Annotated in this window: 22 protein-coding genes; 10 read left to right on the top strand and 12 right to left on the bottom strand. The window is 67.1% G+C overall.

Features of this window, described 5'->3' with window-relative positions:
• The first annotated feature begins 93 nt into the window (after positions 1-93).
• The 4 genes from iolE (at position 94) to ACUSIJ_RS13170 (ending at position 4,189) form a co-directional block, all read left to right on the top strand.
• A complete protein-coding gene (gene iolE, locus ACUSIJ_RS13185; protein ID WP_449308864.1) occupies positions 94-1,008 on the top strand; it encodes a myo-inosose-2 dehydratase in 915 nt (304 codons plus the stop codon).
• On the top strand, positions 1,005-1,814 hold the full coding sequence (locus tag ACUSIJ_RS13180; RefSeq protein WP_449308863.1) for an SDR family oxidoreductase: 810 nt from the start codon (positions 1,005-1,007) through the stop codon (positions 1,812-1,814). Before iolE ends, ACUSIJ_RS13180 begins: the two co-directional genes overlap by 4 nt.
• Before the next feature lie 120 nt (positions 1,815-1,934).
• Positions 1,935-2,987 carry a sugar phosphate isomerase/epimerase family protein gene (locus ACUSIJ_RS13175; RefSeq protein ID WP_449308862.1) on the top strand — a complete coding sequence of 351 codons (1,053 nt, stop codon included), beginning with the start codon at positions 1,935-1,937 and terminating at the stop codon, positions 2,985-2,987.
• Positions 2,988-3,019: 32 nt separating this feature from the next.
• Entirely contained in the window at positions 3,020-4,189 is a 1,170-nt protein-coding gene (locus tag ACUSIJ_RS13170) for a Gfo/Idh/MocA family protein (RefSeq protein ID WP_449308861.1), read from the top strand.
• Between the two features lie 53 nt (positions 4,190-4,242).
• Here ACUSIJ_RS13170 and ACUSIJ_RS13165 read toward each other — a convergent pair whose 3' ends face one another.
• The 7 genes from ACUSIJ_RS13165 to hlyD all read right to left on the bottom strand — a co-directional run bounded on the left by ACUSIJ_RS13165 (position 4,243) and on the right by hlyD (position 13,214).
• The gene (locus tag ACUSIJ_RS13165) at positions 4,243-5,190 is read right to left on the bottom strand and encodes a substrate-binding domain-containing protein (RefSeq protein ID WP_449308860.1); all 948 of its coding nucleotides are present in this window, start codon (positions 5,188-5,190) and stop codon (positions 4,243-4,245) included.
• 117 nt (positions 5,191-5,307) lie between these two features.
• Positions 5,308-6,336, bottom strand: a complete 1,029-nt coding sequence (locus ACUSIJ_RS13160) for an ABC transporter permease (protein ID WP_449308859.1) — start codon at positions 6,334-6,336, stop codon at positions 5,308-5,310.
• A 7-nt stretch (positions 6,337-6,343) separates the two neighbouring features.
• Complete coding sequence (locus tag ACUSIJ_RS13155) at positions 6,344-7,855, bottom strand: sugar ABC transporter ATP-binding protein (protein ID WP_449308858.1); 1,512 nt, start codon at positions 7,853-7,855, stop codon at positions 6,344-6,346.
• Positions 7,856-8,147: 292 nt separating this feature from the next.
• Positions 8,148-9,248 carry an ABC transporter permease gene (locus tag ACUSIJ_RS13150; protein WP_449308894.1) on the bottom strand — a complete coding sequence of 367 codons (1,101 nt, stop codon included), beginning with the start codon at positions 9,246-9,248 and terminating at the stop codon, positions 8,148-8,150.
• 5 nt (positions 9,249-9,253) lie between these two features.
• Positions 9,254-10,435 carry an ABC transporter permease gene (locus ACUSIJ_RS13145; RefSeq protein WP_449308857.1) on the bottom strand — a complete coding sequence of 394 codons (1,182 nt, stop codon included), beginning with the start codon at positions 10,433-10,435 and terminating at the stop codon, positions 9,254-9,256.
• Positions 10,432-12,210, bottom strand: a complete 1,779-nt coding sequence (locus ACUSIJ_RS13140; RefSeq protein ID WP_449308856.1) for an ATP-binding cassette domain-containing protein — start codon at positions 12,208-12,210, stop codon at positions 10,432-10,434. The genes ACUSIJ_RS13145 and ACUSIJ_RS13140 overlap by 4 nt, the downstream gene beginning before the upstream one ends.
• Positions 12,207-13,214, bottom strand: a complete 1,008-nt coding sequence (gene hlyD / locus ACUSIJ_RS13135; RefSeq protein WP_449308855.1) for a secretion protein HlyD — start codon at positions 13,212-13,214, stop codon at positions 12,207-12,209. Before hlyD ends, ACUSIJ_RS13140 begins: the two co-directional genes overlap by 4 nt.
• A 118-nt stretch (positions 13,215-13,332) precedes the next feature.
• Here hlyD and ACUSIJ_RS13130 point away from each other — a divergent pair, with 118 nt between their 5' ends.
• The 5 genes from ACUSIJ_RS13130 to phnE (ACUSIJ_RS13110) all read left to right on the top strand — a co-directional run bounded on the left by ACUSIJ_RS13130 (position 13,333) and on the right by phnE (ACUSIJ_RS13110) (position 17,731).
• Complete coding sequence (locus tag ACUSIJ_RS13130) at positions 13,333-13,992, top strand: TetR/AcrR family transcriptional regulator (RefSeq protein WP_449308854.1); 660 nt, start codon at positions 13,333-13,335, stop codon at positions 13,990-13,992.
• Positions 13,993-14,179: 187 nt separating this feature from the next.
• On the top strand, positions 14,180-15,136 hold the full coding sequence (gene phnD / locus ACUSIJ_RS13125) for a phosphate/phosphite/phosphonate ABC transporter substrate-binding protein (RefSeq protein ID WP_449308853.1): 957 nt from the start codon (positions 14,180-14,182) through the stop codon (positions 15,134-15,136).
• Positions 15,137-15,268: 132 nt separating this feature from the next.
• Complete coding sequence (phnC, locus tag ACUSIJ_RS13120; protein ID WP_449308852.1) at positions 15,269-16,108, top strand: phosphonate ABC transporter ATP-binding protein; 840 nt, start codon at positions 15,269-15,271, stop codon at positions 16,106-16,108.
• The gene (gene phnE / locus ACUSIJ_RS13115) at positions 16,105-16,914 is read left to right on the top strand and encodes a phosphonate ABC transporter, permease protein PhnE (protein ID WP_449308851.1); all 810 of its coding nucleotides are present in this window, start codon (positions 16,105-16,107) and stop codon (positions 16,912-16,914) included. Before phnC ends, phnE (ACUSIJ_RS13115) begins: the two co-directional genes overlap by 4 nt.
• Before the next feature lies 1 nt (position 16,915).
• Positions 16,916-17,731, top strand: a complete 816-nt coding sequence (gene phnE / locus ACUSIJ_RS13110; protein WP_449308850.1) for a phosphonate ABC transporter, permease protein PhnE — start codon at positions 16,916-16,918, stop codon at positions 17,729-17,731.
• 18 nt (positions 17,732-17,749) lie between these two features.
• Here phnE (ACUSIJ_RS13110) and ACUSIJ_RS13105 read toward each other — a convergent pair whose 3' ends face one another.
• The 5 genes from ACUSIJ_RS13105 to ACUSIJ_RS13085 all read right to left on the bottom strand — a co-directional run bounded on the left by ACUSIJ_RS13105 (position 17,750) and on the right by ACUSIJ_RS13085 (position 23,420).
• Complete coding sequence (locus tag ACUSIJ_RS13105) at positions 17,750-18,535, bottom strand: ABC transporter permease (RefSeq protein ID WP_449308849.1); 786 nt, start codon at positions 18,533-18,535, stop codon at positions 17,750-17,752.
• A 3-nt stretch (positions 18,536-18,538) separates the two neighbouring features.
• Positions 18,539-19,732: an ABC transporter permease gene (locus ACUSIJ_RS13100; RefSeq protein WP_449308848.1), complete on the bottom strand. Its 1,194-nt coding sequence runs from the start codon at positions 19,730-19,732 to the stop codon at positions 18,539-18,541.
• A complete protein-coding gene (locus tag ACUSIJ_RS13095; RefSeq protein WP_449308847.1) occupies positions 19,729-20,838 on the bottom strand; it encodes an ABC transporter ATP-binding protein in 1,110 nt (369 codons plus the stop codon). Before ACUSIJ_RS13095 ends, ACUSIJ_RS13100 begins: the two co-directional genes overlap by 4 nt.
• A 68-nt stretch (positions 20,839-20,906) precedes the next feature.
• The gene (locus tag ACUSIJ_RS13090; RefSeq protein ID WP_449308893.1) at positions 20,907-21,920 is read right to left on the bottom strand and encodes an ABC transporter substrate-binding protein; all 1,014 of its coding nucleotides are present in this window, start codon (positions 21,918-21,920) and stop codon (positions 20,907-20,909) included.
• Positions 21,921-22,025: 105 nt separating this feature from the next.
• Positions 22,026-23,420, bottom strand: coding sequence for an aspartate aminotransferase family protein (locus tag ACUSIJ_RS13085; protein ID WP_449308846.1), 1,395 nt, complete (start codon positions 23,418-23,420; stop codon positions 22,026-22,028).
• 414 nt (positions 23,421-23,834) lie between these two features.
• Between ACUSIJ_RS13085 and ACUSIJ_RS13080 the strand changes: the two genes are divergently transcribed.
• Positions 23,835-24,413 carry a cupin domain-containing protein gene (locus tag ACUSIJ_RS13080; protein ID WP_449308845.1) on the top strand — a complete coding sequence of 193 codons (579 nt, stop codon included), beginning with the start codon at positions 23,835-23,837 and terminating at the stop codon, positions 24,411-24,413.
• Positions 24,414-24,415 lie beyond the last annotated feature (2 nt).

Here is a 24,415-nt window from a genome sequence, read left to right as displayed (position 1 = left end):
TTGCCCGTTGGTCCGACGATCCGTTCACCTCGTTTTCCGTCCTGTCACTGATCCGGCCGCCGCTCCGCGGCGCCGGACCGAGGAGCCGCATGCATGAAAGCCAAGCTTGCAATCGCGCCGATCGCCTGGTCGAACGACGACCTTCCCGAACTCGGCGGCGACACACCCCTTGAGACCTGCCTGCGGGAAAGCCGCGCGGCCGGATTTTCCGGCGTGGAGACGGGCGGCAAGTTCCCCAGGACCGCCCCGGAACTGCGCCGGGAACTCACCGCACACACACTGCAGCTCGCCTCGGGCTGGTACTCCGGCACGGTCCTCGACGCCCCCGACGACCTCGCCGCGGAAAAGGACAAGGTCGCCGGCCAGCTCGCGCTGTTCAGCGCGCTCGGCGCCGCGTGCCTCGCCTATGGCGAGACGGCGGGCACGATCCAGAACCGGCGCGAGGCGCCGCTCGACACCCGCCGCCGGCTGTCGGAGGACGAAATCCGCGTCTACGGCCACAGGCTCACCCGCTTTGCCGAGCACTGCGCCGAGGCGGGCGTGCCGCTCGCCTTCCACCATCACATGGGCACGGCCATCGAGTCCGAGCACGACGTCGACCTCCTGATGCGCCACACCGGCGAGGCGGTCGGCCTGCTCTACGACGCGGGCCACCTCGCCTTCGCGGGCGGCGACGTCCTGCGCGTGATCGAGAAGCACGGCAGCCGCATCGTCCACGTCCATGCCAAGGATATCCGCGCGCCGGTCATCGACGCTCTCGACCGCGGCCGGGATTCCTTCCTCGACGCCGTGCTCAAGGGCGCGTTCACCGTTCCGGGCGACGGATCGCTCGATTTCGGCACGATCGTCCGGCGCATCGCCGACAGCGGTTACGAGGGCTGGTTCGTGGTGGAGGCGGAGCAGGATCCCGCCAAGGCCCCGCCCGCCGAATACGCCGTCAAGGGCTACGACGCCCTGGCGCGCGCGCTGGCCAACGCCGGCTATACCATAGAAGGAGCCGCAGCATGAGTACGCTCGAAGGAAAGATCGCCGTCGTCACCGGCGGCACGCAGGGGCTCGGCGCCGCCATCGCGACGCTCTTCGCCGAACGGGGCGTCGCCGGCATCGTCATCTGCGGCCGCTCGCGCGACAAGGGCGAGGAACGGGCCGAGGCCATCGGCCGGCGCACCGGCGCGCGCGTGGTGTTCCAGCAGGCGGACCTGCGCAGCGTCGAGGATTGCCGCGCCGTCATCCACCGGGCCGACAGCACGTTCGGCCGCGTGGATGCGCTCGTCAACGCGGCGGCGCTCACCGACCGGGGCACCATCCTCGACACCTCGCCGGAGCTGTTCGACGCCATTTTCGCCGTCAACGTGCGCGGGCCGTTCTTCCTGATCCAGGAGACGCTCAAGCTGATGCGCCGGGAGAAGACGGAAGGCACCATCGTCAACATCTGTTCCATGTCGGCGGAGGCCGGGCAGCCCTTCATCGCCGCCTATTGCAGCTCGAAGGGCGCATTGGCGACGCTGACGCGCAACACGGCCTACGCGGTGCTGCGCAACCGTATCCGCGTCAACGCGCTCAACATCGGCTGGATGGCGTCCGACGGCGAGGACCGCATCCAGCGCGAATACCACGGGGCCGAGGACAACTGGCTGGAGGACGCCGCCGCGGCGCAGCCGTTCGGCCGGCTGATCGATCCGAACGAGGTGGCGCGGGCGGTCGCGTTCCTGTCCAGCGCGGAATCGGGCCTGATGACGGGTTCCGTGATCAACTACGACCAGTCGATCTGGGCGGCCTACGATTCCTCGCCCGCCCCCGCAGCACCGCTCTGAGCCCGGCTTCCGGGAGGCGGCCGCGATGCACAACGTCCAAAGGGATATCACGGGGACGTCATGGCGGGCACCGCGAGGCAACCTGAACCATGCCCCTGAATCACATCGAGGAGTTGGCCGATGCGCACTTTGAAGGGTCCCGGGGTCTTTCTGGCCCAGTTCGCGGGGAACGATCCCCCCTTCGACACGCTGGACGGCCTCGCCGGCTGGGCGGCCGAAAAGGGCTTCACCGGCGTGCAGATCCCCACCTGGGACAGCCGGATCATCGATCTCGAACGGGCGGCCGACAGCCAGGACTATGTCGATGATATCCGGGGAACGCTCGCCCGCCACGGTCTCGTGGTGACCGAGCTCGCGAGCCACCTGCAGGGGCAGCTCGTCGCGCTCCATCCCGCTTTCGACCTGCCCGCCGACTCGTTCGCGCCCAAGGCCATGCACCGCAATCCGGCCGCCCGGCAGGAATGGGCCGTGCGGCAACTGGAACGCGCCGCCGTCGCCTCGCGCCGTTTCGGCCTCGACCGGCATGTGACCTTCAGCGGCACCCTGCTGTGGCCCTATTTCTACCCTTACCCGCAATGGCCGGACGGCCTGATCGCGGACGGGTTCGACGAGCTGGCGCGGCGGTGGCGGCCCCTTCTCGACCGTTTCGACGCCGAGGGCGTCGACCTGTGCTACGAGATCCACCCGACCGAAGACCTCCACGACGGGCTGACCTTCGAGATGTTCCTCGAACGCGTGAACGGCCACGCCCGCTGCAACATCATGTACGACCCGAGCCACCTCGTGCTGCAATCCATCGATTACCTCGCGTATATCGATCATTACCACGAGCGCATCCGCGCCTTTCACGTCAAGGACGCGGAGTTCCGCCCCACCGGCAAGACCGGAGCCTATGGCGGATACCAGCCGTGGATTTCCCGCGCCGGCCGCTTCCGCTCCCCCGGCGACGGACAGGTCGATTTCGGCGCCATCTTCTCCAAGCTCGCGGCCTACGACTTCGACGGCTGGGCCGTGCTGGAGTGGGAATGCGCGCTGAAGCACCCGGAAGACGGCGCGCGGGAAGGCGCTGAGTTCATCAGGGACCACATCATCCGTGTCGCGGAGCGGCCCTTCGACGACTTCGTCAAGGCGGATGCCGACCGCACCGTCAACCGCCGGATACTCGGTTTGTGAAATCATCGGCCTGTGACCACCGGAGCCCGTTCATGACGTCAGCGTCCACACCCTCCCGCCGCCTGCGCCTCGGCATGATCGGCGGCGGCGAAGGGGCCTATATCGGCGGCATCCATCGCTACGCCGCGCGCCTCGACAACCATTACGACCTCGTCGCCGGCGCCTTCGACGCGGATGCGGCGCGCGGCCATCGTTTCGCCGCCGCCAATTACATCGCCCCCGACCGCTCCTATGACGACGTGCATGCGCTCATCGCGGGTGAGAAGGAGCGGTCGGACCCCGTCGACGTCGTTGCCATCTGCACGCCCAACCATACCCATTTCCCCATCGCCAGCGCCCTGCTGAATGAGGGCTTCCATGTCATCTGCGAGAAGCCGATGACGACCACCCTCGACGATGCCGTGGCCCTGCACGAGCTCGCCGGGTCCACCGGCCGCTTCGTGGGCGTGACCTACACCTACAGCGGCTATCCCGCCGTTCACCATGCGCGCGCTCTCGTCGCGGCGGGCGAACTCGGCACCATCCGCGTCGTGCAGGTGGAATATCCGCTCGAATGGATGGCGACCGGCATCGAGCTCGAAGGCAACGCGCAGGCCGCGTGGCGGACGGACCCGAAAAAATCCGGCCGCGGCGGCGCCATCGGCGACATCGGCACCCACGCCTACCATCTCGCCGGTTTCGTCACCGGCCTGAAGGTCGAAGCGCTGTTCGCAGACCTGCAGACCTTCGTCGCCGGACGCGCGCTTGATGACAACGCCAACGTCCTGCTGCGCTACGAGGGCGGCGCGCGCGGGTTGCTGTGGGCCTCGCAGGTGGCTATCGGCCAGTCGAACGGCCTGCGGCTGCGCGTCTACGGCGACAGGGCGAGCCTCGCGTGGCAGCAGGAGCAGCCGAACGACCTGCTGTTCACGCCGCTCAACGGCGCCCCCACTCTCATCAAGCGCGGGCGGGACGATCTCGCGCCCAACGCGAAAAGCCGCACCCGCACGCCGCCGGGTCATCCGGAGGGCTACATCGAGGCTTTCGCCAATCTCTACACCGGCTATGCCGAGGCCATCCGCGCCCGGATCGAGGAACGCGCACCCGCCCACGACCCCGCGTCCATCCCGACCTCCGCGGACGGCCTCAAGGGCGTCGCCTTCGTCGATGCCGTGGTCGACAGCCACCTTGCCGGCCAGTGGCTCACGCCGGCCTTCGTCTGAACATCCCGCAAAACGCCAAAAAATGCGCCCCCTTTCGGGGGCGCATTCGTTTATCAGTAGGGCGCATCGGCGAAGTAGTATTCGGCGGCGTTGTCCTTGGTGATCAGCGGGCTGTCGAGGACGTAGCGGCCGGTGATCGGCGCCTGGGTGGCGTATTTCAGCGTCACCAGTTCGATGGCGGGAATGATCAGGGTCGGCGGATAGAAGATGTCCGCATCCACGAGATCGTGGCCGTCGATCACGAGCTTGATGACCTTGTTCATGCCCGATCCGCCGAGAACCGCGATGTTCTGGCGCCCGCTCTGCCGGATGGCCTCGATAGCCCCCAGCGCCGCGTCGTCGTCACCGGCCCACACGCCGTCGATCTGCGGGAACCGCTGCAGGTAGTCCTGCATGACCTCGAAGCCCTTGTCCGGGTTCCAGTTGGCGTATTGCTTGTCCAGAACCTCGATCTTGCTGTCCTTCAGCGCCTCCTCGAAAGCCTCGATGCGGATATTGTCGATGGCGGTCGGAATGCCGCGCATGACGACGACCTTGCCGCCGTCCGGAAACTTCTGCTTGAAATACTCGGCCGCCGTGCGGCCGTATTGCGGATTGTCTCCGCCGACATAGAGATCTTCGATCCCCTCTTCTCCGAGACCGCGATCCACCGTGGTGATGAAGACGCCTTTCGCCTTCGCCGCCTTCACCGGCGCGGTCAGCGGATCGGATTCGAACGGCAGCACCACAAGCGCGTTGATGTCGCGCGCGAGCAGGTCCTCGATGTCGTTCACCTGCTGCGTCGCGCTCGACGAGGTGGTGAGGACGAAGTCGATGGTCGGGAACGCCTCCTTCATGCGCTCGATCGTGCGCCTGGTGTGATAGTTGAGGCCGCCGGTCCAGCCGTGGGTGGCGGCGGGGATCGAGACGCCGATCACGGCGTCCGCCGCGACAGACGGTGTCGCCCAGCCGGCAAGCGCGACCACGCCCGCGACGATTGCAGATTTCAAACCCTTCAGCATGCATTTCCTCCCTTGGGTTATGACCCTTGGATTGCGACAAAGTTTCCCTGTCCGGCCCGGAGGCCGGCGCATGGGTATTGCGTGAAACGGTAGTGATGCGCCGCGCGGATAGGCCCCCTATCCGCGCGAGCGGTCGCGCTGCACCAGAACCGCGATGATGATGATCGCCCCCTGGAACGCGCCATTCAGATAAGGGCTGACGACGCCGGTCAGGTTCAGGATGTTGCTGATGAACCCGAGGATCAGCACGCCGGCGATGGTGCTCCAGATGCGTCCGAACCCGCCGCCGAGCGCCGTGCCGCCGATGATGACGGCCGCGATCGCCTCGAGCTCCCACATGAGGCCGGTGGACGGCGTCACCGTGCCGAGCCGCGGCACGTAGATGGCCGAGGCGACGGCGACGCAGACGCCCTGGATCACATAGGTCAGGATGCGGACGCGATCGACCGGGATCGCGGAGTAGGCCGCCACGTTCCGGTTCGACCCGATCGCCGCGACGTGGCGTCCGAACCGCACGCGCCGCAGCACGATTTCGCCGACGACCACGATGACGAGGAGAACCAGGATCGGGACGGTGACGCCGCCGAGCTGCCCGTAATAGATCGGCCGGGCCACGTCGCGCAGCGAGAAGTCGAGCGATATCGAGCCGCCGTCGGCGAGCCACGTCACGAGCGAGCGGAATATCCCCATGGTGCCGAGAGTGACGATGAACGCCTCGACCCTGCCCTTGACGATCATGGCGCCGTTCAGCAAGCCCGCCGCCGCGCCGATGAAGACGGAAAAGAGGATGCCCGCCGCGACCGTCTCCCATCCGGCGCCGAACGTCGCCGTCAGGCTGTTCATGAACAGGATCGCGAGACCAGCGACGAGGGCCGAGAGCGACCCGACCGACAGGTCGAGGCCGCCTGCCGTGATGACGAACGTCGCGCCAACGGCGATGATGCCGATGATGGCGCTGCGCGTGAGCACGTTCGACAGGTTGTCCGGGGTCAGGAAACGGTCGCTCATGAGGGCGCCGACGATCATCAGCAGCACGAGGGCGATCAGGGGGCCTCCCGCTCCCAGCGCCCGCACGAGCGCGCGGACGGAAGGCGAGGCGGCGCGGTTCCGTTCGATGGTGATTTCGGACGCGGCTTGTTCAGACATGGCTTGTTCAGACACGGCTTGCCTCCTCCTGAAGGCCCATTTCCTGCAGCCCCATGGCGAAGCGGATGATCTCGCCCTCGCAGATGCTCTCGCCGGTCAGTTCGCCGGCGATCCTGCCGCGGCGCATGACGATGACCCGGTCGGCGAGGCCGACGATTTCCTGCATCTCGGAGGAAATGACCACGACGGCCTTCCCCGCCGCCGCCAGTTCGACGATGATCGCGTAGATCTTCTGTTTCGCGCCGATGTCGACGCCGCGCGTCGGCTCGTCGAAGATGACGAGATCGGGATCGGTCGCGAGCGTCTTGGCGATCAGCACCTTCTGCTGGTTGCCGCCGCTCAGCGCGCCCACCGGCACGTCGTGACGCCCCACGCGGATGTCGTATCGCTTCACCGCCGCCGTCAGATCGTCCCGCTCCGCGCGCGGGTCTATCCAGTGCGCGCCGCTGATGGCGCCCTTCGTCAGGGCCACGTTCTCGTCGAGCGACTTGCCGAGAAGCAGCCCCCGCCCCTTCCGGTCTTCCGTCAGATAGGCGAGCTTCAGTTGCCACGCCTGCCGGGCGCTCGGCAGCCGGCGCTCGGCCCCGCGCAGCACGAACGAGCGGCAGTGCGCCGCGCGCAGGCCCACGATCGCCTCGAACAGCTCCGTGCGCCCCGACCCCACGAGACCGGCGACGCCCAGGATCTCGCCCTTCCTGATGTCGAGGCTGGCATTCGTCACCGCATGGGGCGCGGTCAGGTCCCGCACGCTGACGAGCGTCTCGACGGGGTCGCGTTTCGCCCTTTCCGGATAGATCTCCGCGAGCGGACGGCCCACCATGGCTTCCGCCATCTCCGCCTCGGACAGGGCATCGGCCCTTGCGACACGCACGATCTGTCCATCGCGCAGCACCGCGATGCGGTCAGCGATCTCCTTGACCTCGTCGAGACGATGCGACGTGAAGACGACCGCGCCGCCGGTGCGCTGAAAGGCGCGGATGCGCCTGAAAAGGCGCTGCGCTTCCGTGCCCGACAGCACTGCCGTCGGCTCGTCCATGAGAATGAGCTTCGGCGAGCGGGCGAACGCCTTGGCGAGTTCGACCATCTGCCAGTCGGAGACGGGCAGGTCGTGCATCCGGGCGCGCACAGGCACCGACGATCCGAGTTCCGCGAGCAGCGCCGCCGACGCCTTTTCCATGGCCTGCCGGTCGGTAAAGAACCCCCGCACGCGCTCGCGCCCCAGGAAGACGTTCTCGGCCACGGTCAGATGCGGCGCGAGGCAGAATTCCTGATGCACCATCACGATGCCGGCCTGTTCCGCCGCGATGAGGCTTGCGGGCGCCGGCTTGCCGTCGAACACCAGCTTGCCGGCGGTCTGGCGGTGGAGGCCCGCGACGATGCGCATCAGCGTGGATTTCCCGGCCCCGTTCTCGCCGACGAGCGCCAGAACCTCGCCGGCCTCCAGCGACAGGTCGATGCCCTTGAGCACCGGCACCTCGCCGTAGGACTTCGTGATCTTGTCGAGTTGCAGTATCGCCATGGTCGGGCTCGCGCAGAGGCGAACGCTCGCCTCCCGTTCCGGATGCTGAAGATGGAGAGCGGACCGAAAACCCGGCGAGGAGACAGGCAGGCCCCATGCGCGCTGACGGCGCGGATCGCACGAGAAAGCACGCATCCGCCGGCACCGGCATTTCAGGTCGTTTCCTCCTCACCCGGGTGCCATCTCCCGCGTGATTTGCAATTTTTATTTCTGATTCCAAGATCACGCAATTTTTGGTGCGCGTCAAGCGATATTAGCGGCTCTCCGGCATCACGGGCGGGAGCCGGCCCCGTCACGACTTCGTCTGCCTCCAGAACACCATATGGGCGGTGATCAGGGAAACGCCGGCGATGGCGAACAGCGCCAGAAGCGACGCGGTGGTTTCGGGCAGGCCGTAGCTCTTGAGGAAGATGCCCTTCGCCATGGCGATGAAGTGCGTCAGGGGATTGGCCGCGCTCAGCCAGCGCAGCACGGTCGGCATGTTCTCGACCGGCGCGAGATAGCCGGACAGCACCACGGAGGGCACCATGAAGCAGAAGACGCCGAGAAACGCCTGCTGCTGGCTGGTCGAGACCGCCGAGATCAGCAGGCCCACGCCGGAAAGCGCGAGTGCGTAGGCGAAGGTGGCGAGCGCCAGCAGCCAGACCGGCCCCGTGAAGGGCACGCCGTAGAGCACGACGGCGGCGAGCGCGATGATCCCTCCCTGCACCATCGACACGAGAACGCCGGGCACCGCCTTGCCGAGCATGATGTAGGCGGGCGTCAGCGGCGTCACCAGCAGCTGGTCGAACGTGCCTTCCTCCCGCTCGCGCGCCAGCGACAGCGCCGTCACGAGCAGGCAGCCGACGGTGGCGATGATCGCCACGAGGCTCGGCAGCACGAACCAGCGGTATTCGAGGTTGGGATTGTAGAGATTGCGGACGACAAGGGTCGCGGGCGGGACCTGGCCGGCGTACTCCTCGGCGAACTGGATGACGATCTGCTGGACATAGGAGAAGGCGATCTGCGCCGCGTTGGACCGCCGCCCGTCGATCAGCGCCTGAAGGCTCACGGGTTCCCCGGTCAGGACCTTGCCGGAGAAGTCCGGGGGGATGCGGATCGCCAGCAGCGCCGCCTGCGCGTCGATCGTCTGCCGGAGCGCGTCCTCGTCGTGCACGGCGACCACCTCGTTGAAGGCGGACGCCGCCGCGAGGCGCTGGACGAGTTCGATGGCGACGGCGCCCTGATCCTCGTTCATGATCGCGAGCGTGGCGTTCCGCACCTCCAGCGTGGTCGCGAAGGGAAAAATGGCGAGCTGGAGGAAGAGTGGCGTGAGCAGCATCATCACGTTGCGCCGGGTGGCCAGAAGCTGCTGCAATTCCTTGATGACGAGGGCGACGATGCGGTTCCACATGGCACTCACCCGTCCAGCCTGCGGCGCGTCTTCCACGCCGTGAGGCCGAGCCAGAAGATTGCCGAGATCAGCAGGAACAGCATGTTCGGCAGGAGAATGGACCACACCTCGCCCGCCTGGAACAGCGTCTGCATGATCTTCACGAAGTAGCGGGCCGGAACGAGATAGGTCACCGCCTGCACCACCGCGGGCATCGAGGCGATCTCGAAGATCAGGCCCGACAGCAGGGCCGAGGGCAGGAAGGCGGCATTGAGCGCCCCCTGCGCGGCGTTGAACTGGTTGCGCGTCACCGTCGACAGCAGCAGGCCGAGCCCCAGCGCGCTGCCAAGGAACAGGCTCGTCGACAACAGCAGGACGGCGATAGACCCCCGGAAAGGGACGTCCATGACGAAGACCGCGATCAGGACGCAGATGGCCATGGCCAGCATGGCCAGCACATAATAGGGCAGGCTTTTCGACAGCAGCAGCTCGGCCCGGCGGACGGGGGTCGCGAGCAGCGCCTCCATGGTTCCCCGCTCCCACTCGCGGGCGACGACGAGCGATGTCAGCAGCGCCCCGATGATGGTCATGATCACGGAAATGGAGCCGGGAATGAGATAGTTGCGGCTGACCGTCGCCGGGTTGAACCAGTAGCGCGGCTCGATCGAGATGGCTTCGCTGAACGGCATGCCGTAGGCATCGGCCCGCGCGGCGAGCCAGCTTTCGAAAAGCCCCCGCGCATAGCTCGCGACGAAATTCGCCGTATTCGGCTCCGACCCGTCCGCCAGCACCTGCACGTTGGCCTCGCCGCCCCCCGCCTGCACTTTCGCGGTAAAATCCTGCGGGATGACGATGGCCCCGCGCAGTTCCCCGCGCGTCAGCCTCTCCTCGATCTCGGCCAGCGTATTGGCGAAGACGGGCTCGATGTAGGGCGAGCCGGCCGCGGCCGCCGCGAGCCGCACCGCCTCGACGCCGCGATCCTCCATCACCACGCCGACCGCCAGCCGGTTGGTGTCGAGCGAGATGCCGAAACCGAAAATGAACAGCAGGACGACCGGCAGGACGATGGCGATCAGGATGCTGCTCGGATCGCGGATGATCTGTCGCGTCTCCTTGAGGCACAGGGCGGAGAGCCTGCGCAGCGAAAAGCCCGCGCGAGAGGGGGGTGCCTTGGCAGGGGGTGCCTTGGCGGGCGCGTTCTCCGTCATGCCGCCCCCTCCCCCGCTTGGCCCTCCGCTTCACGCTGTGCCGCGTCGTCGCGCCGGATCAGACGGATGAAGGCGTCCTCGAACGTGGGATCGGGCAGGTCGTGGCTCGCGACCTCGCGCTTCAGCGCATCGGGCGGGCCTGCGGCGATCATGCGTCCGCGATAGATCAGGGCGATGCGGTCGCAATATTCCGCCTCGTCCATGAAATGCGTCGTCACCATCACGGTCACGCCCTTGTCGACGAGGGCGTTGATGTGCATCCAGAATTCGCGCCGCGTCACCGGATCGACGCCGGATGTCGGCTCATCGAGGAAGAGCAGCGGCGGCTCGTGCATCAGCGCGCAGGCGAGCGCGAGCCGCTGCTTGAAGCCGAGCGGCAGCTCGCCCGCCATGGTGCGCCGGTAGCGCGCAAGGTCGAAGCTCTCCATCATCCGGGCCACCTTCTCTTCGCGCGCGCGTCCCTTCAGCCCGTAGATGCCGGAGAAGAAGGCGAGGTTCTGCTCGACGCCGAGATTGCCGTAGAGCGAGAATTTCTGCGCCATGTAGCCGAGCTTCTGGCGTGCCCGGCCCGCGCTTCGCTTCAGGTCGATCCCCATCACCTGCGCCTCGCCGGAGGTCGGCGTGAGAAGGCCGCACAGCATGCGGAAGGTGGTGGACTTGCCCGCGCCGTTCGGCCCCAGCAGGCCGAAGATCTCGCCGCGCCTGACGTTGAAGGTGACATGGTCGGTGGCGGTGAAGTCGCCGAACTTGCGCGTCAGCTCGCGGGCGCGGATCACCGCATCCGCGTCGACGCCCTCGGGGAGTTCGGCGACGGGCATGGTTTCGGCGAGGACGGAATGACCGTCCGGCCCGCCACCGACGAGGTCGATGAAGGCATCCTCCAGACGCGGCTCGACCGCGACGGCCCGTGCGCCCGCTTCGCCCGCCATCAGGCCGGCATCCGGGCGGGTCACGCCCTCCTCCAGCACGAGACGCACGCTCTCGCCCTGGATCACGCCATCGACCACGCCGGCGCTGCCGAGCGCGCGGCGCAGGAAATGGCGGCGGTTGCCGGCAATGTCCCTGATCTGGACGCAGCGCCCGCGCATCCGTTCAATCTGTTCGGCGGGCCGGCCGGCGAAGATCACCCTGCCCTCGTTCATCAGGCAGAGTTCGTCGCAGCGCTCCGCCTCGTCCAGATACGCCGTGGCCCAGACGACCGCCATGCCGCCCTCGGCGAGGCTCGTCACCATGCGCCAGAGGTCCTGGCGTGAAATCGGATCGACGCCCACCCCCGGCTCGTCGAGGAGCAGCAGCTCCGGCGTGCCGATCAGCGTGCAGGCGAGGCCGAGCTTCTGCTTCATGCCGCCCGAAAGCTTGCCGGCGAGACGCGTGGTGAAGCGATGCAGATCGGTGAAATCGAGCAGCCGCTCGAACTGCGCCTGGCGCACCTTGCCGCCGACGCCGCGCAGATCGGCGTAGAGGACGAGGTTCTCCATGACCGTCAGGTCCTCGTAGAGCCCGAATTTCTGCGGCATGTAGCCGACCCGCACATGCAGGTCGTCCGTGTCGGCGATCGGATCGAGCCCGAGAACCTGCGCCGATCCGGCCGTCGGCTTCAGCAGGCCGGCCATGACGCGCATCAGCGTCGTCTTGCCCGCGCCATCGGGACCCGCAAGCCCGGTGATGATGCCGGGACGGACGGCGATGTCGATGTCGAGAAGGGCCGATTCGCCCTCACCCTGTTCCGGGTAGCGGTGGCCGAGGCCCCGGAGAAGGACGGCCGGCTCGCTCATGGCGCTGACTTTGATCCTGGCTCGGCCTCGCTCGCGAGGCGCACCGTCACCGGCATGCCCTGCCGCAGCCGGTCGTCGGCGTCGTCGATGACAATGCGCAGCCGGTAGACGAGCGCGGTGCGCAGGTCCTGCGTCTCCACCTGCTTGGGCGTGAACTCCGCCCGCGGCGATACGAAGCCGACCGTGCCGGCATAGGGTTCGCCAGGGCGGGCGTCGGTATGGACGAGCACCTTCGTGCCCGGCGCGACCCGGCCGAGATCGGGCTCCCGCACATAGGCGCGGATGCGCACCGGACGGTCGAGCGACAGGGTGACGACGGTCGCGCCGGCGCTGACCATGGTGCCGGGTTCGACGGCGCGCGTCAGAACCGTCCCCGGGCTCGGGGCGAGCAGGGTCGCGTCGCGCAGTTGCAGTTCGGCGGCGTCCCGCTGCGCCTGCGCCGCCTGCCGCTGCGCCGCCGCCTGCGCCAGCTCCTCGGGACGCGCGCCGTTGACCGCGGCCGTATAGGCCTGCCGCGCCGCCTCGTGTTCCGCAATGGCGCGGTCGCGTGCCGCGCGGGCGTCGTCCAGCGCCTGCCGCGAGGTGATGTTCGTCCGCGCCAGCGACTGCTGGCGGTCATAGGTCATCCGCGCAGTTTCCGAGACGGCGCTGAGTCCCTCCATCTGCGCCTTGAGCCGTGCGATGTCCTCGGCTCTGGTGCCCGCCCTCAGGAGCGCCTCGTTGGCCTCAGCCGCGGCGAGCGAGCCTTCCGTCTGCGCCAGCGCCTGCCGCAGCGGCTCGGGGTCGATCCGCGCGATGACGTCGTCCGCGGCGACGCGGTCGCCCTCGTCCACCTCCACCGCCGCGACGCGCCCGGCGACCCGGAAGGAGAGATTGACCTCGCGGATGTCGACATTGCCGCCGAGCGCCAGCGCCTCACCCCCCGATTGCCGGCTCCCCCAGTAATACGCCCCGCCGCCGGCAAGGGCGGCGACGAGCAGGATGATGAGGGCTCCACGCTTCATGTCAGAGGCTTCCCGATGTCATTCGCGACGATAATGACCTTCCGGTCATTTTTCAATGATAAAATGACTGGCAGGTCATTTTGTTTCATGCCACTATTCGCGGATAGCGGAACCGCCCATGACAGAACAACAACGCCCCACCGCGCCGACCAGGTCCGAATCCGATCGCGTGCGCCTCAAGAAAGAGGTGAAGCGCGCCGCCATCCTGCGCGCGGCCATGGAAGAATTCACCGAAAACGGCTTCGCGAACGCGAGGCTCTCGTCGGTGGCCGAGAGAGCCGGTGTGGCCAAGGGCACGCTCTACCTCTACTTCAGAAGCAAGGAGGACCTCTTCGCCGGCGTGGTGCGCGAGACCTTGCCGCCGCCGCACGCGGAACGAAGCGCGACGATCGCGCAGGACACTTCTCCCATCGAGGCCCTTCGCGCCTTCATGCTCCAGTCCGTGGCGGATTTGCAGAACTCCGGCAGGGCGGGCGTCGCGCTGGTCGCCCTGACGGAGGGGCGCCACTTCCCGCAACTCGTCGACATCTATATAGAAGCGGTCGTGGAGCCGATCCTGGAGCACATCGCGACAATGGCGAATCGCGACGATGCGCCGCGGCTGGACGCGATCCGCCGTTTTCCCCAGCTCCTGATCGCTCCCGTCATGGCCGGCCTGCTGTGGAACAGGTTCATGACGAAACGTCCGCCGATCGATCTCGTCGAGATCGCCGAGGCGCAACTGTCGCTCGCTCTCGGCAGCGCGGATGCGCATTCGGCGGGGGACAGACGTCCATGATCCCGGCAATCCCCCCGGAATGGGCCGCTGCCGGACGATCTCCTGCCCGATCCGCGCTTCTGTGAACGCCATTGTCACAAGACTGTGACGTTGCTGTCCAATAACCCGGCAGGATCGGCTTGAGGCCGCTGCGGGTTCGACTCCCGGCAGGATTGCGGCCGCCGACGTCGTCTTACGGGAGAGACTCATGAAGAAATTGCTTGCCGCCCTGGCCCTTTCCGTGGCGTTCGCATTCCCTGCGCACGCCGAGTTCAAGCTCGACAGCCGCTATACGGACGCCGACGGCGACCTGGTGGCCGATACGCCGACCGATCCGGCCCAGCAGATCGACCCGGATACGCTGATCTTCGCCTACACCCCGGTCGAAGACCCCGCCGTCTACGCCGACGTGTGGAAGGGCTTCCTCGACCATCTCGCCGAGAAGACCGGCAAGAAGGTGCAGTTCTTCCCCGTGCAGTCGAACGCCGCCCAGATCGAGGCGATGCGCGCCGGCCGCCTCCATGTCGCGGGCTTCAACACCGGCGGCAACCCGATCGCGGTCGCCTGCGCCGGCTTCAAGCCCTTCGCCATGATGGCCGCCAACGAGGGCGACGCCTTCGGCTATGAGATGGAGATCATCACGTTCCCGGGCTCCGGCGTCGAGAAGATCGAGGATCTGAAGGGCAAGAAGCTCGCCTTCACCTCCGAGACCTCCAACTCCGGCTTCAAGGCGCCGTCCGCCATCCTCAAGGCGGAATACGGCCTCGACGCGGGCACGGATTTCGAGCCGGTGTTCTCCGGCAAGCACGACAACTCCATCCTCGGCGTCGTCAACAAGGACTATCCGGCCGCGGCCGTCGCCAATTCCGTGCTCAACCGCATGGTCGCCCGCGATGTCGTGAAGCGCGACCAGTTCGTGTCGATCTACAAGTCGCAGACCTTCCCCACCACCGGCTACGGCGTGGTCTACAACCTGACGCCGGAGCTGCAGGACAAGATCCGCGATGCCTTCTTCACCTTCGACTGGACGGATTCGGCGCTGCTGAAGGAGTTCCAGGCTTCCGAGCCGCCGCAGGAGAAGTTCATCCCGATCAGCTTCAAGGACCATTGGGCCGTGATCCGCGCCATCGATGAAGCGACCGGCGTCAGCTACGACTGCAAATAACCTCCGTTCCCGAAACGAAACGCCGGTGTTCGGTCGAACCCCGGCGTTTCTGTTTGGAGCGCCCGCCGATCGAATGTAAACAATCGATCAGAAAGCGCTCGAAAATCGAAGTCCGGCACAAGGGAATAACCCATGCTCAGGGTGTCGAACCTGACAAAAACCTACCGAACCGGCGACAAGGCCCTGAAAGGCGTCAGCTTCGAGATCCCGGCCGGACAGGTCGTTGGACTCATCGGCCCGTCCGGCTCGGGCAAGTCGACCCTGATCCGCTGCATCAACCGCCTCGTGGAGCCGAACGGCGGCAAGGTCTATCTGCGCGATCTCGACGTCACCGCCCTGCCGCGCGGCAGGCTCCGGCTGGCGCGCCGGCGTATCGGCATGATCTTTCAGGAATACGCGCTCGTGGAGCGGCTGACCGTGATGGAGAACGTGCTGTCGGGCCGGCTCGGCTACGTGCCCTTCTGGCGCAGCTTCCTGCGCCGCTTCCCGCCTGTCTACGTCACCGACGCCTTCGCGCTGCTCGACCGCGTCGGCCTTATCGACCACGCCGACAAGCGCGCCGACGCGCTCTCGGGCGGCCAGCGGCAGCGCGTCGGCATCGCCCGCGCGCTGGAGCAGGACCCGGAACTGCTGCTGATCGACGAACCCACCGCCTCGCTCGATCCGCGCACCTCGCGCCAGATCATGCGCCTGATCATGGAGATCTGCCAGGAGCGCGGCCTGCCCGCGATCATCAACATTCACGACGTGCTGCTGGCGCAGGCTTTCGTCGAGCGCATCATCGGCCTGCGCGCCGGCGAGATCGTTTTCGACGGCCCGCCCGACGCGCTCGACACAGACGCGCTCACCCGCATCTACGGCGAGGAGGACTGGGCCGCCATGCGCAAGCAGGCCGACGCCGACGCCTCGGAGGACGCCGAGAGCGCCGCCTACGCGCGCGAGGCCGCGAGCCGTCTGGCGGGCATCGCATGACGGGCGCCGTATCCTATCCCGGCCGCTGGAAACGGCCGCCGCTGTTCATCCGCTCGCGCACGACGCGCCTTCTCGTCTATGGCGGCCTCGCGCTCTATCTCCTCGCGGCGCTGTCGACGGTGGAGGTGAACTGGCTGCGCGCCTACGAGGGGCTGGAGCGCGGCTGGCGGTTCGCGCAGGGCTTCCTCTTGCCCGATTTCACCACGCGCTGGCGTGACATCGTCGCCGGCATTCAGGAGAGCCTGACCATGACGGTCTGCGCGACCGTCGTCGGCATCGCGATCTCGATCCCGATCGGCATCGGCGCGGCGCGTAATCTGGCGCCCCTGCCGGTCTATCTCGTCTGCCGGGCGATCATCGCGGTGTCGCGGGCGTTTCAGGAGATCGTCATCGCCATCCTGCTGGTGGCGATGTTCGGCTTCGGGCCGTTCGCCGGCTTTCTCACCCTCGCCTTCGCCACCATCGGCTTCATCGCCAAGCTCCTGGCCGAGGACATCGAGGAGATCGACGAGACCCAGGCCGAGGCCGTCCGCGCCACCGGGGCGTCGTGGCTGCAACTCGTCAACTACGCGGTGCAGCCGCAGGTCATGCCGCGTCTCATCGGGCTCTCCCTCTATCGCCTCGACATCAATTTCCGCGAGTCGGCGGTGATCGGCATCGTCGGCGCGGGTGGCGTCGGCGCGACGCTGAACACCGCCATCGACCGCTACGAATACGACAGCGCGGGCGCGATCCTGCTCGTCATCATCGGCATCGTCATGCTGGCCGAATACGGCTCCGGCATCATTCGCAAGCGGATCCAGTAGCATGCCGGTCACGACCACAGACGGCGGGCGTATCTGGCGCCGCCATACGCCGGCGCGGGAGATCCTGGGCTTTGCGGCCTGGCTCGCGCTCGTCGCGTTCTTCGTCTTCTGCTGGCAGGTGATGACGAAGGACACGATGTGGATCTTCGTCTACGACGCGCCGACGCAGGGGGCCGACATCCTCTCCCGCGCCTTCCCGCCGCGCTGGTCCTACCTCGGCAACCTGTGGAAGCCGCTGTGGGACACGCTCAACATGGCGACGCTCGGCACCCTCCTCGGCACCGCCATCGCCGTGCCGATCGCCTTCCTCGCCGCCCGCAACACGACGCCGAGCCACTTCGTGGCGCGGCCGCTGGCGCTCTTCATCATCGTCGCCTCGCGGTCGATCAACTCGCTGATCTGGGCGCTGCTGCTGGTGTCGATCCTGGGGCCGGGGATGCTCGCCGGCATCATCGCCATCGCGCTGCGCTCCATCGGCTTCATCGGCAAGCTGCTCTACGAGGCGATCGAGGAGATCGACGAAAGCCAGGTCGAGGCCGTCTCGGCAACGGGCGCGACCCCGCTGCAGGTCATCGATTACGCCATCGTGCCGCAGGTGCTGCCGTCGTTCATCGGCTCGGTGGTGTTCCGCTGGGACATCAACATCCGCGAATCCGCCATCCTGGGGCTCGTGGGCGCGGGCGGGCTCGGCCTCAACCTGCAGGCCTCGCTCAACGTGCTGGCGTGGCCGCAGGTGACCATGATCTTCATCGTCATCCTCGCGACGGTCATCGTCTCCGAATGGGTCTCGGCGCGGGTGCGCAGGGCGATCATCTAGCCCGCCGTCCGATCCGGTTCATGCCACGCCGATGCGCCGCTGCCTCCGCTGCTTCAGGACGATGGCGATGGCGGCGGCGAGCAGCGTGCCGACGATGAAGAGGAAGGCGGCGGCGGCGATCGCGGGGCTGATGTTCTCGCGGATCGTCGAGAACATCTGGCGCGCCAGCGTGCGCTGGTTGGGGCCGGCGACGAACAGCGTCAGCACGACCTCGTCCAGCGACGTGGCGAAGGCCAGCACCGCCCCCGACGCGATCCCCGGCATCGCCAGCGGCAGCGTCACCCGCCGCAGCACCGTCGGGGGAGAGGCGCCGAGGCTGAGCGCCGCCCGCTCCACCCGCCGGTCGATGCCCGCGAGCGAGCCGGAAACGCTCACCACCACGAAGGGGATCGCGACCACGGTATGGGCCGCGATGACGCCGAAATAGGAATTGGCGAGGCCGAACCGCACGAACAGAATCTGCATGCCGACGCCGAGCACCACCGCCGGCACGACCATGGGCAGCAGAAACATCGTCCGGAACAGCCCGCCGAGCGCCACGCGCCCGCGCAGACCCAGCGCAGCCAGGGTGCCGAGCAGCGTCGAGAGAACCGTGGTGCCGAACCCGATCACGAGGCTGTTGACGATGGAGCGCCGCCAGGCATCGGCCGTGACGAGCTCGTCGAACCACCGCATCGAGAAGCCCGGCATCGGATAGGTGAGGAACGCCCCGGACGTGAAGGCCAGCGGCAGGATGGCGATGAGCGGGACGATGAGGAAGAACACCGCCGCCACGCCGAAAAGAAGCTGCATCGTTTTCAGCATCGCTCACGCCCTCGCCGTCTTGTCGGAGGAAAGCCAGCCGTAGACTGCATAGAGCAGCAGCGTCGCCGCCAGCAGCACGATGCCCAGCGCCGCCGCCATGCCCCAGTTGGCGGAGCCGGTGGCGTAGAACGCGATCACGGACGAGATCATCTGGTCCTGCGCGCCGCCGATGAGCGCCGGCGTGATGTAGTAGCCGATCGCGGCCATGAACACGAGCAGCGTGCCGGAGGCGATGCCGCGCAGGCTCAACGGCAGCAGCACCCGCAGGAACGCGCGCAGCGGATTCGCCCCGAGCGACGCCGCGGCCGGCATCAGCGTCTTCGGAATGGTGATAAGGACGCTGTAGATCGGCAGCACCATGAACGGCAGCAGGATGTGCGCCATGGCGATGACGACGCCGACGCGGTTGAAGATGAGCCGCAGGGGCGCATCCGTCAGCCCGAGCGACTGAAGCATGTCGTTGACGAGGCCGTTGTCCTGCAACAGGATGTACCACGACGCCGTGCGCACCAGCAGCGAGGTCCACAGCGGCAGCAGCACCGCGCCGAGCAGGACCTGGCGCCGCCACCCTGTCATGGCGGCGGCCAGCATCGCATAGGGCAGCCCGATGGCGAGGCAGACCAGCGTCACCGTCGCCGAGACCTGGAACGTGCGCAGCAGGATGGTGAGATTGGCCGATTCATGGGCGCCGAGCACGACGATGGCCCCCGTGCTGTCCCGGCCGAGATCGACGGCGGCAAGAAGGTGCTGGTCGGTGAATGGCGAAAGCGTGGAGGCGATGGCCCGCCAGTAGACCGGATCGTTCCAGCGCCGGTCGATCTCCTCCAGATCGACCGCTTCGGGCGCGACCGTGTCGCGGGATTTGACGACGGCGGTGCGCGTCTTGGGCAGCAGGGTGCGGAAGCCCGCCTGCGCGCTGTTGAGGCGCCGCACGAGATCGCCGAAGAGTTGCTGATCGTCGATCCCGCGCAGATCCGTGACGAGGGCGGCCTGCATGGCCTGTGTCGGAGGAGATTGCCGGTCCCAGTCGGCCGCGGCCTCGACCATGGTCGGCAGGGCGCGGCTGACGGTCGCGTCCGACACGGATTCCTTCAGCATGGTCAGGAGCGGCCAGACAAAGAACACGCCGATGAAGATCACCAGCGGCGCGATGAGTGCCAGCGCCCCGAGCCGTTGTCGGTAGCTGACGTCGCTCATGGCGCGATCACCCAGCAATCGTCGGGCTGGAAGGAGGCGACGACGGGTGCGCCCGGCATCCATTCGCCCGTCCTGCGGTCGGAGTGCACGATGAAGCCGTGCGCGCCGTCGTCGAGCTGCACCCTGAGGTGATCGCCCTGATAGACGCTGTCGACGATGGTGGAGTGCAGGGCGTTGCGCCGGCCGCCCGCGTCGGTGCCGAGGTGGATGCGCTCGGGGCGCACCGAGACGAGCACGCTGGCCGAGGCGGTCGCGGCCTTGCCGGCGGGCACGCCGATCTCGCCCCCGCCCGGCAGGCGCACCGTCGCTGTCTCGCCCTCGACCCGTTCGACGGTTCCCTCGATGAGATTGGTTTCACCGATGAACTCGGCCACGAAGCGTGTCGCCGGGTGGTCGTAGATCTCGCGCGGGGTGCCGATCTGCTCGATCACGCCCTTGTTGAACACCGCGATGCGGTCGGACATGGTCAGCGCCTCGGACTGGTCGTGCGTGACGAAGACCACGGTGAGTCCGAGCCGCATGTGCAGCTTGCGGATATCGAGCTGCATCTGCTCCCGCAGCTGCTTGTCGAGGGCGCCGAGCGGCTCGTCCATGAGCACGACGGCGGGCTCGAACACCAGCGCGCGGGCGAGCGCGATGCGCTGCTGCTGGCCGCCGGACAGCTGCGCCGGGTAGCGCCCGCTCATGGCGCCGAGCTGGACCATGTCGAGGGCGCGCCTGACCCGCTCCGCGATCTCCGCCTTCCTCAGGCCCCGCATCTGCAGGGGGAAGGCGATGTTCTCCGCCACCGTCATGTGCGGGAACAGGGCGTAGTTCTGGAACACCACGCCCATGTCGCGCCGGTGCGGCGGCAGGTGGTCGATCCGCTCGCCGTCGAGCCACACCCCGCCGCCGGTCGCGGCCTCGAAGCCCGCGAGGATCATCAGGAGCGTCGTCTTGCCGGAGCCCGACGGGCCGAGCAGGCTGATGAACTCTCCCTTCGCGATATCGAGCGAGAGACCGTCTATCACCCGATGGCCGCCATATGATTTCGTGATCTGATCGAAACGGATGCGTGGAATCGCCAATGGGTCCGCTCCTTTTCGGCAACTAGAGGCTGGGACCATCCGCCCCTGAAAGCCTGCCCTCCGATGCCGCGCGGACGGCTCTCCGCGCGGCGCGGCTTGCGCGTCCCTCAGCGGGCGAGCCACGCGTTGAAGCGCTGGGTCAGGGCCTCGGCGTTGTCGATCCAGAAATCGACGTCGAGCGCGAGCGCGTGCTCCAGGTTGGCGGGCGCGGTCGGCAGGTCGGCCTGAAGCTCGGGCGGCACGGCCTCCGCCGCCGCCTTCAGGGGCAGGCCGTAGGCGATGTACTCGGGCAGCTTCGACTGGTTCTCGGGCTTGCTGGCGAAGGCGATGAAATCCATGGCGGCGTCCTTGTTCTCGGCGTCCTTGAGGATCACCCAGCTATCGACGGCATAGATGCTGCCCGGCCATACGAGCTTGAAGTTCTTGCCCTCGGACCGGTTGATGCCGGTGATGCGGCCGTTGTAGACGCTCGTGAAGGCGACCTCGCCGGAGGCGAGCAGCTGCAGCGGCTGGGCGCCCGCCTCCCACCACACCAGGTTCGGCTTCAGCTCGTCGAGCTTGTTGAAGGCGCGGTCGACGCCTTCGGGCGTGGCGAGCACGTCATAGACCTCCTCGACCGGCACGCCATCGGCGAGCAGGGCGAACTCCAGCGTGTATTTGGGTCCCTTGCGCAGCGCGCGCTTGCCGGGGAACTTCGCCGTGTCCCAGAAATCCGCCCACGACTGCGGCCCCTCTTGCAGCTTGTCGCCGTCATAGGCGATCGCCGTCGACCAGACGATGGCGCCCACGCCGCAATCGTTCACCGCGGTGTCGAGAAAGAGGTCGCGTCCGCCCAGCTTCTCCCAGTCGATCTCCTCGAAAAGACCGTCGTTGCAGCCGAGCGCAAGCTCCTCCGCCTCGACCTGCACCACGTCCCAGTTCGGATTTCCGGCCCTGATCTTAGCCTGCAGGATGCCGATGCCGCCGTCCCACGCCTCGTCCAGAACCGGCTTGCCGGCCTCGGCGGCGAACGGCTTGAAGTAGATTTCCCGCTGCGCATCCTGATAGTTGCCGCCCCACGACACGACGGTCAGATCGCGGGCCGAGGCTCCCCCCGGGGCGAGTGCCGCCGCAAGAACCATGAGTGCGCCGGAGAAGATAAGAACGCTGCGATTCTTCATGTCATAGCCCTCTGTTTACAGGTTTCTATTGTTTTACATTGCCCGCATATCGGCTTTTGCCAATATTCAAACTTGCTTCGCGACAATATCGAGTGTCAACGCAACCCGCGATAACAAATCGTCTACCTCGCTTTCGGTGATGATCAGCGGCGGGCAGAAGGCGATGACGTCGATCATGCTGCGGCTGATCACGCCATTGGCCTGCAGGGTGGCGTTCGCCAGCGCGCCGAGCGCGCCGGCGGGCTCCAGCGCCTTCTTCGCGGCCTTGTCGGTCACGAGTTCGATGGCCGCGATGAGGCCGACGCCGCGCACCTCGCCGACGAGCGGATGATCGCGAAGCGCATGCAGCCCGTCCAGCAGGCGCTTGCCGCTGGCGACGGCGTTCGCCACCAGCCCGTCCTCCTCGATGATGCGGAGGTTTTCGAGCGCCACCGCCGCCGCCACCGGATGCCCGCCGGCCGTGAAGCCGTGGCCGAAGGTGCCGATGGCGCTGCTCTGGTCCATGATGGGCGCGACGAAGCGCTCGTTGGCGATGATCGCAGAAATGGGCAGGTAGGAGGACGACAGCGCCTTGGACACCACCATGACGTCCGGCTGGAGGTCGAACGTTTCGGTGCCGAACATCCGCCCCGTGCGGCCGAAACCGCAGATCACCTCGTCGGCGACGAACAGGATGTCGTACTTGCGCAGCACCGCCTGGATCTTCGCCCAATAGGTCGCGGGGGGCACGACGACGCCGCCCGCGCCCATCACCGGCTCGGCGAAGAAGGCGGCGACCGTCTCCGGCCCCTCCGCCAGGATGAGCTCTTCGAGTTCGGCGGCCCGGCGGGTGGCGAAGTCCTCCTCCGTCTCGCCCGGCAGCCCATCGCGCCAGAAGTGCGGGCTGCCGGTGCGCAGGATGCCTGGCAGCGGCAGATCGAACGACCTGTGGTTGTTGGGCAGGCCGGTGAGGCTGGCGGAGCCGATGGTGACGCCGTGATAGGCCCGCTCCCGCACGATCACCTTCTTGCGCTCGGGCTGGCCGAGGGCGTTGGAGCGGTACCAGATCATCTTCAGGACGGTGTCGTTGGCCTCGGAGCCGGAATTGGTGAAGAACGCCTTGCTCATCGGCACGGGCGCCATCGACACGAGCTTTTCCGCGAGATCGATGACCGGACCATGCGATTTGTGGGTGAAGTCGTGATAGTAGGGCAGCTTCTCGAACTGCCGCGCGGCGGCGGCGGCAAGGCGCTTCTCGCCGAAGCCCACCGCCACGCTCCACAGCCCGGCCAGGGCCTCGATGTAACGGTTGCCGGCGAGATCGTAGACATGGATGCCCTCGCCGCGGTCGATCACCAGAGGGCCGATCTCCTCATGCTTGCGGGCGTTCGTATAGGCATGGAGGTGATAGGCGATATCGCGCGCCTCGACGGAGTTCGGAGCGGCGGATGGCACGTTGTCGCTTGTTGATGTAGTCGACATGGCTTCCTCTCATGGTGCGTCTTCCGGGCGCCGCACGGCATCGGATGCGGGCCGGAAACGGCTGATTCGCAGCTGGGGCGATATGGTCGTCATGGTCTCATGGCGGGCAAGGCATCGATGCGGCACCGCCCGCATGATGACATCGGGAGCCGGGGCGAGCAAACGCCGGCCCCGCCCGGCCGCGGCATGACTGCCCCCGTTCCGGTCCGGCAGGCACCCATGGGCCCGGGTGGCGGCATAAAAGGCTGCCTAAGCGGCGAGAGCCGCTTCCATGCTGAGCTTGACGATCATTTTGTTCCCCCAGGATTCTATGAATTGACTACTATCATCGTTCAAAAAAATGAGCAAGCCTTTTCCTGCGTGTTGTCAGATAGCCAGCAAGACGATACTCTGTCCGATAAAAGGGGGGAGTGAATGCAGGACTTCGACGTAGGCGGCAGACTCAAGGAACTGCGCATCGGGATGAGCCTCTCCCAGCGACGGTTGGCCGAACTGTCCGGCGTGCCGCACGGTCAGATTTCGATGATCGAGACCAACAAGAGCAGCCCGTCGGTAGCATCCTTGCGCAAGATTCTGGGCGGCCTCGGTATATCATTGTCGGAATTTTTCGAACCGGATTCCGCCATTCCGGCCGACGTGTTCTTCAAGCCGCAAGACCTGCGCGATCTGACCTCCAGGCTCTTCACCACACTCGGGAAGCCGACGGGGCATATGTCCTTTCGGCAGGTCGGCGACGCGAGGGCGCACAATCTCCAGATCCTCTACGAGCGTTACGACCCCGGCGCGGACACGGGCGCCGCCATGCTGGAACACGTCGGCAGCGAGGGCGGCATCGTGATATCGGGCGAGATCGAGCTGACGGTAGGCGAGCGCACGGCGACCCTGAAGGCTGGCGACAGCTATCTGTTCAACAGTTCCGTGCCGCACCGCTTCCGCAACGTCAGCGACAGGGAGGCCGTCGTCGTCTCCGCCTGCTCGCCGCCCTATCTCTAGGC

The organism is Pseudochelatococcus sp. B33, from assembly GCF_053570585.1.
This window is presented reverse-complemented; position numbering and strand designations above follow the sequence as displayed.

Excerpts from the sequence above, each read along its gene's own strand:
- ACUSIJ_RS13160 (WP_449308859.1), bottom strand. The coding sequence starts at position 6,336 with ATGTCTGAACAAGCCGCGTCCGAAATCACCATCGAACGGAACCGCGCC.
- hlyD (WP_449308855.1), bottom strand. The coding sequence starts at position 13,214 with ATGAAGCGTGGAGCCCTCATCATCCTGCTCGTCGCCGCCCTTGCCGGC.
- ACUSIJ_RS13180 (WP_449308863.1), top strand. The coding sequence starts at position 1,005 with ATGAGTACGCTCGAAGGAAAGATCGCCGTCGTCACCGGCGGCACGCAG.
- ACUSIJ_RS13130 (WP_449308854.1), top strand. The coding sequence starts at position 13,333 with ATGACAGAACAACAACGCCCCACCGCGCCGACCAGGTCCGAATCCGAT.
- phnD (WP_449308853.1), top strand. The coding sequence starts at position 14,180 with ATGAAGAAATTGCTTGCCGCCCTGGCCCTTTCCGTGGCGTTCGCATTC.
- phnC (WP_449308852.1), top strand. The coding sequence starts at position 15,269 with ATGCTCAGGGTGTCGAACCTGACAAAAACCTACCGAACCGGCGACAAG.
- ACUSIJ_RS13100 (WP_449308848.1), bottom strand. The coding sequence starts at position 19,732 with ATGAGCGACGTCAGCTACCGACAACGGCTCGGGGCGCTGGCACTCATC.
- ACUSIJ_RS13155 (WP_449308858.1), bottom strand. The coding sequence starts at position 7,855 with ATGGCGATACTGCAACTCGACAAGATCACGAAGTCCTACGGCGAGGTG.
- phnE (WP_449308850.1), top strand. The coding sequence starts at position 16,916 with ATGCCGGTCACGACCACAGACGGCGGGCGTATCTGGCGCCGCCATACG.
- ACUSIJ_RS13080 (WP_449308845.1), top strand. The coding sequence starts at position 23,835 with ATGCAGGACTTCGACGTAGGCGGCAGACTCAAGGAACTGCGCATCGGG.
- ACUSIJ_RS13150 (WP_449308894.1), bottom strand. The coding sequence starts at position 9,248 with ATGTGGAACCGCATCGTCGCCCTCGTCATCAAGGAATTGCAGCAGCTT.
- ACUSIJ_RS13085 (WP_449308846.1), bottom strand. The coding sequence starts at position 23,420 with ATGTCGACTACATCAACAAGCGACAACGTGCCATCCGCCGCTCCGAAC.
- ACUSIJ_RS13140 (WP_449308856.1), bottom strand. The coding sequence starts at position 12,210 with ATGAGCGAGCCGGCCGTCCTTCTCCGGGGCCTCGGCCACCGCTACCCG.
- ACUSIJ_RS13165 (WP_449308860.1), bottom strand. The coding sequence starts at position 5,190 with ATGCTGAAGGGTTTGAAATCTGCAATCGTCGCGGGCGTGGTCGCGCTT.
- ACUSIJ_RS13170 (WP_449308861.1), top strand. The coding sequence starts at position 3,020 with ATGACGTCAGCGTCCACACCCTCCCGCCGCCTGCGCCTCGGCATGATC.
- ACUSIJ_RS13175 (WP_449308862.1), top strand. The coding sequence starts at position 1,935 with ATGCGCACTTTGAAGGGTCCCGGGGTCTTTCTGGCCCAGTTCGCGGGG.
- ACUSIJ_RS13105 (WP_449308849.1), bottom strand. The coding sequence starts at position 18,535 with ATGCTGAAAACGATGCAGCTTCTTTTCGGCGTGGCGGCGGTGTTCTTC.
- ACUSIJ_RS13095 (WP_449308847.1), bottom strand. The coding sequence starts at position 20,838 with ATGGTCCCAGCCTCTAGTTGCCGAAAAGGAGCGGACCCATTGGCGATT.
- phnE (WP_449308851.1), top strand. The coding sequence starts at position 16,105 with ATGACGGGCGCCGTATCCTATCCCGGCCGCTGGAAACGGCCGCCGCTG.
- ACUSIJ_RS13090 (WP_449308893.1), bottom strand. The coding sequence starts at position 21,920 with ATGGTTCTTGCGGCGGCACTCGCCCCGGGGGGAGCCTCGGCCCGCGAT.
- iolE (WP_449308864.1), top strand. The coding sequence starts at position 94 with ATGAAAGCCAAGCTTGCAATCGCGCCGATCGCCTGGTCGAACGACGAC.
- ACUSIJ_RS13145 (WP_449308857.1), bottom strand. The coding sequence starts at position 10,435 with ATGACGGAGAACGCGCCCGCCAAGGCACCCCCTGCCAAGGCACCCCCC.